The sequence below is a fragment of the Terriglobales bacterium genome, assembly GCA_035487355.1.
Classification (GTDB): Bacteria; Acidobacteriota; Terriglobia; order Terriglobales; family Acidobacteriaceae; genus QIAW01.
Window position 1 is genome coordinate 122856 of record DATHMF010000043.1, and the last position, 13554, is coordinate 136409.

The following is a 13554-nucleotide window of genomic DNA, read 5'->3' on the forward strand; positions in this document are numbered from 1 at the left end:
CATGGGAGGATCAACTATGAATCACGATAAAGAAGAAGCAAAAAAGCTGATAGAAAGTCTGCCGGAAAATGCCTCTTGGGATGACATCATGTATGAGCTTTATGTAAAAAAGAAGCTCTCAGAGTCTCTGAAAGCGGCTAATGAAGGAAGAACCGTTCCGCACGAGGAAGTGAAAAAGCACTTTTCCGGTCAATGAAACCTACTCCTCTGCGTTCCTCCGCGTCCTCTGCGGTTAATATAAAGTCATGCGCGCAATCCTTGCAGGCGGCGGCACTGGCGGACACGTAATTCCCGCCCTCGCCATCGCCCGCGAACTCCAGCAGCGCTATCAGGCTGAAATACTCTTCATTGGCACGGCACGTGGCATTGAAAACCGTCTGGTTCCGGCCGCCGGGTTCGAGCTGCGGCTCATTCAAGTGGGCGCGCTCAAGAATGTCAGCCTGGCCACACGCCTGCGCACTCTCTTTGACCTGCCCCGCGCCATACTGGCTTGCCGGGGCATGCTGCGCGAGTTCCGTCCTGACGTAGTCATTGGGGTCGGCGGATACGCCTCTGGCCCCGCCATGCTCGCCGCCTGGCTGCGGCGCATTCCAACCCTCGCCTTTGAGCCCAACGTGGTTCCCGGGCTGGCCAACCGCGTGGTGGCGCGGCTGGTCTCGGCGGCGGCCGTCCATTTTGAAGAGACCAAAAAATACTTCCGCAATGCGCGCGTGACCGGAGTCCCAGTGCGCAAAGAATTCTTCCTGCCGAAAGAAGCCGCAAGCCCGGCAAAGCAAACCCTTCTGGTCTTCGGAGGCAGCCAGGGCGCCAGTGCCATCAATCGCGTCGTGCTGGAATCGCTCCCCGGATTACGGCAGGCATTACCCGGACTGCACATCATCCACCAGACCGGCGAGCGCGATCACAAAGATGCGCAGGCAGCGTATTTACAAGCCGGCATCTCTGCCGAAGTGCTGCCTTTCATCAACGAGATGCCGCAGGCCTTTGCCCGTGCCAATCTGCTGCTGTGCCGCTCCGGCGCCAGCACGGTCGCCGAAATCACTGCAGCGGGGAAAGCGGCTATCTTTGTGCCCTTCCCGCGCGCGGCAGACGATCATCAGCGCCGCAACGCGGAAAATCTGGCGCAACAGGGCGCGGCCGTGCTCATTCCCGAGCCAGAACTTTCCCAGCAGAAACTGATCTCCACAGTTGTAGATCTGTTGACTCACGCTGATCGGCTGCGGCAGATGGAAGAGGCCGCCAGTAAATTGACCCACCGTTATGCCGCCGAAGAGATTGCCGATATTGCCGCCCAATTGGCCAAGATTCCTCTTGCCTCCAAACCCGCGGAAGCGCTGCGCCACGAAGCCTAGTCCTGCCCAATCTTCCAAAATCTGCTATCGTTTTCTCTGCGTAACCATGTTCGCAAAAATACAGCGCATACATTTTGTCGGCATTGGCGGCATCGGCATGAGCGGCATCGCCGAGGTCCTGCTTACGCTTGGGTATAAGGTTTCCGGCTCCGATTTGAAGCTCTCTCCAGTGACTCATAGGCTGGCCCGCCTGGGTGCAACCATCTTTGAAGGACACAGCGCAGAAAACGCCGAGGGCGCCGAAGTCGTCGTCATCAGTTCGGCCGTCAGCGAGCGAAATCCCGAGGTTGAGACGGCTCGCCGCCGGCACGTACCTGTCATCCAGCGGGCCGAGATGCTGGCCGAGCTGATGCGCATCAAGTACGGCATAGCCATTGCCGGCATGCACGGCAAGACCACAACTACTTCCATGGTTGCAGCGGTGCTCGCTGCCGGCGGGCTCGACCCTACCATCATCGTCGGTGGCCGCGTGGACGCCATTGATTCCAACGCGCGTCTCGGCAAATCGCACTACCTGGTCGCTGAGGCCGATGAGAGCGACCGCAGCTTTCTCAAGCTCTCGCCCATCCTCTCGGTCGTAACCAATATTGACTGTGAGCACATGGATTGCTACCGCGACATGCAAGACGTTGAGCAGACCTTTCTCGAGTTCATGGACCGCGTGCCCTTCTACGGCATGGTTGTAATCTGCAATGACGACGAGCGCCTGCGCGGGCTTCTGCCCAAGGTCCGGCGGCGTGTCGTAACCTACGGTACGCGCGAAGGCTCCGACTTCCAGATCGTCAGCAGCACAACCGCTCGGAGCAGCGGAAAAAACATAGGACACTTCGGCGTGCGTTATCGCGGAAAATCACTAGGCGATTTTTCTCTTCATGTCCCGGGAGCGCATAATGTCCTCAATGCCACGGCTGCCGTGGCCGTGGGCGTTGGCCTGGATATCCACCTCGAAGACATCCGCGCAGCCCTGGAAAAATTCCGGGGAGTAGACCGCCGCTTTCAGCTCAAGGGCAAGGTCAACGGCATCAGTGTGGTGGATGATTACGGCCACCACCCCACGGAAATCCGCGCCACGCTCGCCGCTGCACGGCAGTGTGGCTACGAAAGAATTCATGTCATCTTCCAGCCCCATCGCTATACCCGCACCCAGCAGTTGATGGAGGAATTCACCAACGCCTTTGGCGACGCCGATACCCTCCACATCCTCGATATCTACGCCGCCAGCGAGCCGCCCATCGAAGGCATCACCGGCGAGGCTCTCGCGCGGGCCGTTGCCCAGCGCTCCGGCAAGAAAGTTTCGTACAGCCCCTCGTTTGCCGACGCAACTGAGGCGGCGGTTGCCCAGGCCCGCGAAGGCGAGCTGATTCTCACCCTGGGCGCAGGCAGTATTTCCCAACTTGGCCCGCAGATTCTGGAGCGGCTGGCAGCCAACACGAAACCGGTTGGGATTGAATCATCGGATCATTGAGTCATTGCGACATTGAGTAATCGGGTAATTGTGTAATTTGGTAATTGATTTGTGCGCATAAGCTCAAATTACACAATTACGCAGTTACCCGATTACTCAATTCTCTGTGCCTCTGTGGTTAACAAAATCGCCCCTGTGGAAAATTCCTCTTATCTATTTGCATCAAATAAAGTTATAGTTGAATAGAGAAATGTCTCGAGACGACGACTTCTATATCCCCGAGCGCGAAAGTCGGACCCGGCGGCCTGCAGTGGCAGCGCAGGCGGAAGAAGACGTTGACAACGAACTCGACAGCCGCGTCGTTGATCTCGATACCGACGAAGAATCTTCTTTCCTGCGTGCACAGAAACGCATCCCGGTACGTCGCGGAGCGCTTCCCAAGAAAACTGCCAACCGGCTGAAGCAGGTTTCAATTGCACTCTTGCTTCTCGGTGTAGTGGCTGCCGCGCTGGCCACGGCTTATTTCTACGGCACCGGTTCCTGGCGCTTCCGCATTGATTCCAGCGACAACATTGAAGTTGCCGGCACGCAGAACGTCACCCACGGCCAGGTCATGGAGATCGTAGGCGGCGACATCGGCCGCAACATCTTCTTTGTCCCTTTAGCGGACCGCAAAAAGCAGTTGGAAGAGATCCCGTGGGTGGAATCGGCCACCGTGATGCGTCTGCTGCCCAACCATCTCAGGATCGAGATTCACGAGCGTACACCCATAGGCTTTGTGCGTATCGGTTCCAAAGTCTCGCTCATTGACGCGAGTGGTGTGGTGCTGGAGCTGCCGCCGCACTCTGCCGCCAAATATTCTTTCCCCGTGATCGCCGGCATGGAGGAGTCTGACCCGCTCTCCACCCGCGCCGCCCGCATGAAAATCTACGGAGAGCTTGTGCATGACCTCGATTCGGAGGGCGCGCACTACTCCAGCTCCATCAGCGAGGTTGATCTCTCTGACCCGGAAGACGTGAAAATTACCGTGGCTGATCCCGAAGGCGCTGTGCTCATACACCTGGGAAGCAGTCAGTTTCTCGAACGCTATAAGATTTATCTGGCGCACATAGAAGACTGGCGCCAGCAGTTCAAAAAAGTGGAGTCGGTGGACCTTCGTTACGACCACCAGGTCATCGTCAATCCCGAGACCTCGAGCAATCGTGAGCGCACCGATTCCACAACCGGCAACGCAACGCAAACCCAGGCATCGAGCAACACAGCACCCAGGAATACGGCGCCCAGGAGCACCAAACCAAAGCCCGTTGCCGCGCCGCACCCGGCCGCCGGCAACGCACATAACAAGCGGCATCATTAAATAAAGCATTGTAGAGACGTAGCCCGCTACGTCTCCGCATCTCAGACGAACATAGATTTTGTGGGTATGGTTACAAAAAAGCAGAACCTGATTACAGCCATTGATGTTGGCAGCGCAAAGACCTGCACCCTTGTTGCCGAGAGCACCGAGACGGGAATCCGCTATCTCGGCCATGGTCTGAGCGACTCTCGCGGCTCGCGCAAAGGCGCGATCATTGATTTGGAAAAGGCCGCCGCCAGCGTGCAGCGCTCCATGGAAAAAGCCGAGGCATTGGCGGGCGTGACCGTGGAATCGGCGGTGGTGGGCATCGGCGGAAACCACGTGCGTGGGGTCAACAGCCGCGGAGGCGTGAGCCTGGGTTTACGCGCGCGTGAGATTACCCGCGACGATATCCGCCAGGCCGTGGAGAAGGCCCGCACTATCCCTCTGCCTGCCGAATGGCAGACCATGCATCTGCTGCCGCAGGAATTTATTGTGGATGAGCAGAACGGCATCCGCGATCCTGTGGGCATGTTAGGCAGCCGCCTCGAGGTTCAGGTTCACATCATCACCTCTATCGCCAGCGTTACGCAGAATGTTGTCACCGCTCTGAACCGTGCAGGCATCCAGGTAAATGACACCGTCTTTGAGCCGCTGGCTTGCGCGGAATGCGTGCTTAAACCCGATGAGCGCGAGTTGGGCGTCTGCCTGCTCGATATCGGCGCCGGATCAAGCGAGCTGATCGTCTATCACGAGGGCATTGTGGTGCACACCGCGGTCATACCCATCGGGGGCGACCACTTCACCAACGATGTCGCCGTGGGCTTGCGCACGCCGCTGGCCGACGCCGAAAAAATCAAGCGCAGCTTCGGATGCGCCGTCGTGACCCGCGTGCCCGAGAGCAATGAAATCGAGGTCCCCGCCGTGGGCGACCGGCCTTCACGGCTGATGCCGCAGCGCTTCCTGGCCGAGATTCTGGAGCCGCGCACGCGCGAGCTGTTCGAGCATGTGCGCGATAATCTGCGGCAGTCGCGGGCACTGGAGTTTTGCGCCACCGGCCTTGTGCTCACCGGCGGCGGCGCCCGGCTCAACGCGCTGGAAGAAATCTGCGAAAACGTTGTGCGCAAACAGGTACGCATTGGCCGGCCAGCACCCATGGCCAAGCTGCCGGCAGAGCTGGCTGAGCCTGAGTTTGCCGCCGTCCTGGGGATGATTTATTACGGAAACCGCTCGCGCCATGTGCGCCAGGATGACGAGACCGGGCTTTCTGCCCGGCTGAGATCTTTTTTGGCGCGGGCATCGATGTAAGACAGTACTCAGTTTTCGGTTAAGACATGCTATTCACGAGCACAGCGCAGTGTATCAGGACACGGCTTCAGCCGTGCCGTAAGTTGCAGAACAATAACACTTCCTTGCTGCCGCAGGCATGCGCGCATCCCGCAAAGCGGGAGGAGCGCACAGAACAAACGTTTTCCGATCGCACGAATGCAATTTACGGTTTCGAAAGAAATTTCGTTGCACGAGCAATCACTCACGTTAAACTACAGCCCTAAGAAGGTGAACATGACGGACCCAAAATCGAAAAACAGCGATATCCGCATACAGTTCAACGAAGAGATTCGCAACAACGCCAAGATCAAAGTGATTGGGGTGGGCGGTGGCGGCGGCAATGCCGTCAACCGCATGATTGACGCTCACGTCGAGGGCGTGGAGTTCGTGGCCGCCAACACCGATCTGCAGGCGCTGCAGATGTGCCGCGCGCCTATCAAGATCCAGCTTGGGGTAAAGCTCACCAATGGCTTAGGCGCGGGAGCTAATCCTGATGTCGGCCGCAAGGGCGCTTTGGAAGATGCCGATAAGATCATCGAAGCCCTCGAAGGCGCGGACATGATCTTTGTCACCGCCGGTCTGGGTGGCGGCACCGGCACCGGGGCTGCGCCGATTATTGCCTCGCTGGCCAGCGAGATGGGGGCGCTCACCGTGGGAGTAGTCACTAAACCCTTTGCCTTCGAAGGCAAGCGCCGCATGCAGCAGGCAGAAAAAGGATTAGCTGAGCTGATCGAGTGCGTGGACACCATGATCGTGATCCCCAACGAGAAGCTGCTGGCCGTGGCCCAGAACGCAGGCTTCTTTGAATCGTTCCGCGTCGCCGATGACATCTTGCGGCAAGCGGTGCAGGGCATCTCTGACATCATCACCATTCCCGGCATCATCAACCGCGACTTCGCCGATGTGAAGGCCATCATGGCCGGCATGGGCTTTGCTGTCATGGGCACCGCCACCGCCAAGGGCGAGCGCCGCGCTACTCAGGCGGCGCAGGCGGCGATTGCCTCCCCGCTGCTCGAAGCCGGCGCCATTGACGGCGCGCGCGGCATCCTGATCAACATTACCGGCTCCAGCTCGCTGCGGCTGGCCGAGGTCAATGAAGCTTCCACGATTATCCAGAGCGCGTCGCACGAGGACGCCAACATCATCTTCGGCGCGGTGCTGGATGAGAAGATGAAAGAAGAAGTCAAGATTACGGTCATTGCCACCGGCTTCCGCGAGACCAAATCGCAGCAGCGCGAACGCTCCGCTACTGCAGCAGCAGTTGCTATCTCCAGTGCGCGCGCAGCCTCGTCTTTTACGCCCAGCAAGCCTACCGAACTGCCACAGCCCCAGCGGCTAGCCCCAGAGGCGGGAGGCCAGGCACAAGTTCCGCCTAAAAATACATTTACTCCGGCCTTGCAGCGCACACCGGCAGCCCCAACACGTGAAACTCCGTCACTGGACCAGGTCAAGAGCAACGTCACCAGCAACTTCCCGCAGGATGATCTGGATGTGCCGGCATTTATCCGGAAGCGGGGCGACCAGTAAGTTCTCAGTCGCCAGTCCTTGGTCCTCAGGAACGCAAGGTGGCGGCCTTCCGAGACAAATCCCTCCGCAAAATAAGCCGAGCGCAGAGGGTGGGGGTACTTGCTAGGTAGTGGTTGGAGCCCTAACAATAACGCTGATTACCGCATATCTAGCGGCTAAAGTTGATGTCGGGGCGGGGTACTTGCTGAACAGGTCGAGATGGTGCCGATCCACTAGTAAGTCCTCAGTCGTCAGTCCTTAGTCCTCAGGAACGCAATGGGCTGTCCCCAATGGCCTTCACCTCCGAGAAAACCCCCGCCGCAAAATAGGGCCGAGTAGCGGAGGGTGGGGGTACTTGCTAGGTAGTGGTTGGAGTCCTAAAAATAACGCTGATCACCGCATATCTAGCGGCTAAAGTTGATGTCTGGGTGGGGTACTTGCTGAACAGGTCGAGATCGTGGCCGGTCCCCAGTGTCGCCCCCTCCAGGGCTCAGCTTCTTTCTCCAGCTTACCCACCGCTATCGCGGTGGGCTAACCTCTGACCGCGCCTCCCCCACCCCAACACGCGCGGCGCGTGTTGGGGACCCCGGCTCCAGCGCTGGGAGCATCACAGAAACGAGATACAGCAAGACTTGAAGAAGGTATAGCCAGTATTCAGAATCCCTGTATCGCAAACGAGTTGTCAAAGAACCTAAGGGGCACAAGCCCCGCATTCTTGAATGCGTGTTCTATCTTCCGTAGCCAAAACCGGGCTACGCTCTCGCTTAATGATGGGCGCTGATTGTTTGAAATGCAATGATTTGATACCACTTTGATATCACTTTATCATAACCAAGGGTGATATTCAGAGCGCAAGCAGCCATAAAATGAGGGGTTTGTTGCTATTTTTGGCCGTGGTGTGGGCAAGGTGCCCCCCACGACAGCTGGCGAGACGCTGGCGCTACGTCAAATTCCTATCTTGGCCGGGGGGAATGGAGCACGGTCAGCGGAGTGGACAGATTGCCCTGAAAGCCTCCGCCGCCACTGTAAATTGCCTGGATTGTGTGTTGGCCCACGCTAAGCGGAGTCGTTAGGTTCAGTGTCGCCAGGCTCGCAGTCACTGGAACCGTGCCGAGGACATTCGTTCCATCCCTGAACACCACGGTGCCATTGGTCCCCGGAGAAGGCGAGACCGTCGCCGTTAGAGTCGCGTTTTGCCCTCGCTCAATGGAATTTTGCTGCCCAGGATGCAGCGGTGTAACAACCAACGTTATTGCACTGCTTGTGCCCGTGTCTCCGGGATTGTTAATCACCTGCGTCAGGACCGGCGAAGTGCTGGAAGCATACAGGGAATCGCCACTGTAAACCGCTGTGATGGAGTGCGCCCCAGCGGTTAGGGTTGTGGTCAGAAACGAGGCAGTGCCTGATCCATCGAGAGCCTGTCCGGTTGTAAGAGTGGTATTGCCATCCTTGAAATCCACGGTTCCCGTGGGCACACCGCCAACAAGGGCCGAGACGGTAGCTGTGAAGCCGACTGACTGGCCCATTTGCGAAGGGTTAGCGTTGGTGACGACCATGACTGCCGCCGGGGCTTTATTGACGGTTTGAGTGAACGGAGAGCTCGTGCTGCCCAGAAAGTTTGCATCCCCAATGTGTACGGCCGCGATGCTATGTTGACCGGGCAATAGTAACGAACTCGCGTAGCTGGCTGTCCCGCCGGTCAGTGCGACAGGCGCTCCCAGCGTGGCGCCGCCATCATAAAATTGGACCGCGCCGGTCGGCGTCCCTGATCCAGGCGCAAGTGTCGAGACGGTTGCTGTGAATGTTATTTGTTGACCGAAAGTGGAAGGATTTATGGAAGACGAAACGCTCGTCGAAGTCGCAGCCGCAGTCACGTTTTGATTAAATGGCTGCGAAACGGCAGGCAAGTAATTCAGATCGCCGCTGTATGCCACAGTGATGGAATGTATTCCCGAACTGGCGAATGCAGTTGTATATGTTGCATTCCCGTAAATATCCAGAGGCACGCCGGAGGCGATCGTGGTGTTGCCATCCCGAAAATCTACCGTGCCTGTGGGAAAACCAATAGGTGTGGGTGGACCGGCAATAACAGCCTGCAAGGTGACAGGCTGGCCAACCTTCGCAGGGTTGGTTGAGGAGAATAAAGTTGTTCCAACCTCATTGCCAACCCGCAGTCTGTAAACCACACTCCCCGAATTGTTATAGCCTGCGCACCACACCTGGTAGTTGCTTAAGCTGGTGAACTTGGTGTCACAAGCATCCATTTCGTGGCCGGTATCAACGTCCAACGACCAGCTCTGGCCGCCGTCATTGCTGAAATAAATTCCGCCCACTCCCGAGAAGATATTTCCTCCGGCTGCCCAACCCAACTGTGGATTCAAAAAGCGTATCTCGCGGATGGGCCAGGGACTATCGAGAGTGCGGTCACTCCACGTGGCCCCGCCATCTGTGGTGCGATGCACCCAGCCTTCGACATTGGGTGAAATTTCACCGCCAGCCACCCATCCATTGAGATCATCCACAAAGAACGTCTCGCCATCGAAGACCGGATCAATATGCCGGCGACAACTCCAGTTCACGCCACCGTTTGTGCTGTCGCAGTAGCTGATGCCTGAAGCACGGGCATGGCCGTTGGGCAGCAGGCTGAACTGATTGCCGAACCAAGACCCATTGGGGTCAATCGTGTCTGCTGTCCAGTCCGGCGCGGTCTGCCCGCCATCGCTGGTATAGTGAGCAGCGTTGGGAGGAGCACCTTGAGCCGTAGGACTCTCGAACGCTAATCCGTTCAGGTTGTCCGAGTAGCGTACACGGTACAACCAGCCGGTGGAGGTCAGCCGAATGTCCCCAGTCCAACTCGCTCCACCATCGTGGCTCCACCGAATGATCCCCCTCGCCGGGGTAAAGGAATCGATGAATCCCGAGATGATTACATCATTGGCATTTAAAGCCTGGATTCCTTCCCACTCGTAAGGGAAGCCTAGATTCATGATCTCAGTCCAGCTCACGCCTCCATCGATGGTCTTCCACACCTGTCCGTTTTCAGAAACGGCGTAGCCTATAAGTGGTGTTGGAAAAGAAATGTCTCGGATGATCGCCGATGACAGATAACCGATATATCGCCAGTTGTTCACCGAAGACGAAAGCTCGATAGGCGCGGCCGCGCTCGTGGGCTTAACTTCCGCCGGCAGGTCAACCGCAATCTCGTGTCCCGGTCCCTGCACCGGAGTTCGGCCAGAAACATAATGCGCCGTCTTCCCTTGTGCGGCACCACATACTGTACAAAAGGCAAGAAGGTTCAATGCGATAAAAGACACCACGACCAACCCGAATAGACAGTGACTCTTCATGTCAGGTAATCCTCGTTTTATTTTCGGGTCAGCGAAGGCAGGTATTTATGGTAACGCCAGCAGACAGCCTGCGTCAAAGGTCGAGGACCGGCTATCATCCGTCAGTGCCCATCCACGGGGGCGGCCGTGCCGTCGGACCACTTGGTGACCGGAACCAGGAACACGGTCAGTCGTTCCCAATTGTCCTTAAACGCTATCACCGGAGAGCCCGGCAGGTCAGCGCCCCAGGCTGCCGGGTCCGTTGCTGGAACGAAAAACATCAGGTGGGGATGCCAGTGCCCACCACGGTCGCTCAAGTACCCTTGCTTTGACATCATGTAGCACATTGCGCCCGGCTCCGGCGCGGTCAATTCCTTCTTGTCGAAAGCGGCTTTAATACCCTCGACCATCTGAGCTTTCGATCGTCCAGCCAATACCAACTCGGTTTTTTTGATCGTGACTGGAAGGTTAGATCGCGCGGCCGGCGGGTTGAGGCAGAGCGGACCCCGCAGCTTGGGATTCCAAAACTCGGGATCGTCGATGGGTGCGGTCCATGACCGTTCCACCATACACACAAAACCGTTCTTGCCTTTGACCGCGGTTTCGTAACCATGCGGTCCGAGGACCATGACCTCGGCATCCTGTGAGATGGATTCCGGGGCAGCGCTCCGCGCCAGCGTTATCTCGGCATTTCGTTCCATCAGGTATTGGTCGAGCGGCGCCATGTTCGGATACGGTGTTTTGGCGTCCTGTGCGTGCGCCTGCCAGATCACGCTCAGCACGACAACCAAGGTGAAGCTTCTTAGATGATCTGTCATATTTCTTCCTCAAGCCCTTTGGCAATATACGTTGATATCAATATAATTTACTTATGTCAATGGTCCCGAAGTCTTCTTTTGCGACGACGCTCCTGGTCCGCGACTCTTGTCTCTGTCTTCATGTTCAAAGGGCGGCCAGGGCGCTGGCACGGCGCTTCGATGACGCGTTTCGCCCTGTGGGCCTGACCAACGGGCAATTCTCGCTCATGATGTCTTTGAACCGCCCGGAACCACCTGGTATGGCAGCCTTGGCGTCGCTACTCGCAATGGATCGGACCACCCTGACGGCGGCCCTTAAGCCCCTGCAGCACCGCGCTCTGCTCGAGATCATGGTGGACCCGGCCGACGGCCGCGCCCGTTTGATGACGCTGACGCCTAAGGGGCGAAGATTGCTTGCGCGCGCCGTTCTTATCTGGGAGAGTACCCACCTCGCGGTTGAGGGTCTGCTTGGCGATCGCAAACCCGAGCGCCTCCGGAACGATCTACGGGCACTCTCCTGATCATCCCAAGGTGTGGAGAAATCTCTTCTTTGGCTGGGTTCGATTTGCTTCAAAGTGTCGGCAATGGGAAGTTATCCGCGATGCCGATGGGTGGCGATAATGTAGATTGTCACAACCTATTCGCTGCGGGTTAGCTTCCGGATTGCCTGCAGCCGGGGACATGGGGAAGTATCCTCTTGGCGGTTGGACCCAAGGTCAGACAGCGCGCCCAGGTTCGGCGCAGGCATCCCGCATATGCTTCATCAGGAGACGCTGTGCGCTACTCTGGTAGTGGTGGCGCGAGGTTACAATGCCAACTGTGCGCGTGCTGTGCTTACCTGAGATCGGAATGAATTTGCATCCCGGTTGCGGCTGCACGGCCATGGCTGGTACCGCCGATACGCCCATTCCGGCCGAGACCATCGCCAGTATCGAGGCAAACTGGCCACTTTCGAACACTATACTCGGCGACATCCTCAACTTTTGACAGGCTGCGATCAGGCTGTCGCGAAAGCAGTGGCCCTCCTTTAACAGCAGAAACGGTTCGCGGTTAAGCTCCGCCAGACTGATGGAAGCGCGCGAGGCAAGGCGATGTCTCTTTGGAAGGGCTGCGTAGAACTTCTCCTCGAACAGCTCCACGATGGCGAGTTCACTTCCGGCAACCGGTAGCGCTACGACTGCGATGTCAATCGTTCCCTCCTGCAAGCGCTGCAGCAGGGCCGGCGTGATGTCTTCAATAATTTTGATCGCTACCAGTGGATGCCGCACGGTGAAGTTATTCAGCAACCTGGGGAGCAGATAGGCAGCGATGGTCGGGATGATGCCGACGACCACCTCTCCCGTTTGGTTACCGGACATATCGCGAAGCGCGGTCCGGGCCTCCTCCAAATCACGAAGGATGCGTTCCGCCTTCGGCAGGAAGGCCTTGCCGAACACCGTTAGCCTGGCAGAGCGGGGCAGGCGATCGAAGAGCCGCGCACCCAACTCCGCTTCAAGCTTCAGGATCTGTTGCGAGAGCGACGGCTGTGCGATGTGTTCTGCCTTAGAAGCGCGCGTGAACGTCCCGTGGCGAGCGACTGCGCAGAAATACCGAAGTTGGTGAACTTCCATTGGACCTCGACGAAACTTCTAAGATGCAAATCCTATAGCAATCATAGGAAAGATATATTTTACCTCTGCCTTCGACAATGTAAAATTGAAACACCATGGAAAAAGAACTCACAGCCGCAGTGGGGGCTAACCCCCAAGCACAAACCTCGTCAAACGAAGCTAAATGCCCGGTCGCGCACGGCGCTCGCAGAGCGCAGACGAATGCCGACTGGTGGCCGAACCAGCTGAACCTGAACATGCTTCACCAGCACTCGCCCTTGTCCGATCCGATGGGCCAGGAGTTCAATTACGCGGAAGAATTCAAGAGCCTCGACCTGAATGCCGTGATCAAAGACCTTCATGCCTTGATGACGGACTCGCAGGAGTGGTGGCCGGCCGACTTTGGCCACTACGGGCCGCTGTTCATTCGGATGGCGTGGCACAGCGCAGGTACGTACCGTATCGGCGACGGCCGTGGCGGCGCCGGAGCCGGGCAGCAGCGCTTCGCGCCACTCAATAGCTGGCCGGACAACGTGAACCTCGACAAGGCGCGCCGGCTGTTGTGGCCGATCAAGCAGAAGTATGGCCGGAAGGTCTCCTGGGCCGACCTCATGATTCTCGCGGGCAACGTCGCCCTCGAGTCGATGGGATTCAAGACCTTCGGTTTTGGCGGCGGGCGCGAGGACGTCTGGGAGCCGGAAGAGGACATCTTCTGGGGTCCCGAAGGCAAGTGGCTGGCGGACGAACGCTACAGCGGAGATCGTGAACTGGCGAATCCTCTCGGTGCGGTTCAGATGGGCCTGATCTACGTCAATCCGGAGGGTCCGAACGGCCAGCCGGACCCGATCGCATCCGCTCGCGACATTCGTGAGACCTTCGCACGCATGGCAATGAACGACGTGGAGACGGTCGCG

Annotated in this window: 11 protein-coding genes; 8 read left to right on the forward strand and 3 right to left on the reverse strand. The window is 57.9% G+C overall.

What is annotated here, in order from left to right; translation table 11 throughout:
- Positions 1-16: 16 nt before the first annotated feature.
- The 6 genes from VK738_10020 to ftsZ all read left to right on the forward strand — a co-directional run bounded on the left by VK738_10020 (position 17) and on the right by ftsZ (position 6949).
- Entirely contained in the window at positions 17-196 is a 180-nt protein-coding gene (locus VK738_10020) for a hypothetical protein (GenBank protein HTD22979.1), read from the forward strand.
- A 49-nt stretch (positions 197-245) separates the two neighbouring features.
- Positions 246-1352, forward strand: coding sequence for an undecaprenyldiphospho-muramoylpentapeptide beta-N-acetylglucosaminyltransferase (gene murG / locus VK738_10025; protein ID HTD22980.1), 1107 nt, complete (start codon positions 246-248; stop codon positions 1350-1352).
- Between the two features lie 46 nt (positions 1353-1398).
- The gene (murC, locus tag VK738_10030) at positions 1399-2817 is read left to right on the forward strand and encodes a UDP-N-acetylmuramate--L-alanine ligase (protein HTD22981.1); all 1419 of its coding nucleotides are present in this window, start codon (positions 1399-1401) and stop codon (positions 2815-2817) included.
- 190 nt (positions 2818-3007) lie between these two features.
- Positions 3008-4114, forward strand: a complete 1107-nt coding sequence (locus tag VK738_10035) for an FtsQ-type POTRA domain-containing protein (protein ID HTD22982.1) — start codon at positions 3008-3010, stop codon at positions 4112-4114.
- 66 nt (positions 4115-4180) lie between these two features.
- Positions 4181-5401, forward strand: coding sequence for a cell division protein FtsA (ftsA, locus tag VK738_10040; protein HTD22983.1), 1221 nt, complete (start codon positions 4181-4183; stop codon positions 5399-5401).
- A gap of 255 nt (positions 5402-5656) precedes the next feature.
- Positions 5657-6949, forward strand: coding sequence for a cell division protein FtsZ (gene ftsZ / locus VK738_10045; GenBank protein HTD22984.1), 1293 nt, complete (start codon positions 5657-5659; stop codon positions 6947-6949).
- Between the two features lie 932 nt (positions 6950-7881).
- Here the strand turns inward: ftsZ and VK738_10050 are convergent.
- A complete protein-coding gene (locus tag VK738_10050; GenBank protein ID HTD22985.1) occupies positions 7882-10275 on the reverse strand; it encodes an Ig-like domain repeat protein in 2394 nt (797 codons plus the stop codon).
- A gap of 101 nt (positions 10276-10376) precedes the next feature.
- Complete coding sequence (locus tag VK738_10055; GenBank protein HTD22986.1) at positions 10377-11072, reverse strand: hypothetical protein; 696 nt, start codon at positions 11070-11072, stop codon at positions 10377-10379.
- A 53-nt stretch (positions 11073-11125) separates the two neighbouring features.
- Between VK738_10055 and VK738_10060 the strand changes: the two genes are divergently transcribed.
- A complete protein-coding gene (locus tag VK738_10060; protein HTD22987.1) occupies positions 11126-11572 on the forward strand; it encodes a MarR family winged helix-turn-helix transcriptional regulator in 447 nt (148 codons plus the stop codon).
- A gap of 195 nt (positions 11573-11767) precedes the next feature.
- Here the strand turns inward: VK738_10060 and VK738_10065 are convergent, their stop codons facing one another.
- Positions 11768-12661: a LysR substrate-binding domain-containing protein gene (locus VK738_10065; protein HTD22988.1), complete on the reverse strand. Its 894-nt coding sequence runs from the start codon at positions 12659-12661 to the stop codon at positions 11768-11770.
- 95 nt (positions 12662-12756) lie between these two features.
- On the opposite strand from VK738_10065, the gene VK738_10070 reads away from it, so the two are divergent.
- A partial coding sequence (locus VK738_10070; protein HTD22989.1) for a peroxidase family protein occupies positions 12757-13554 on the forward strand: 798 nt, incomplete at its 3' end.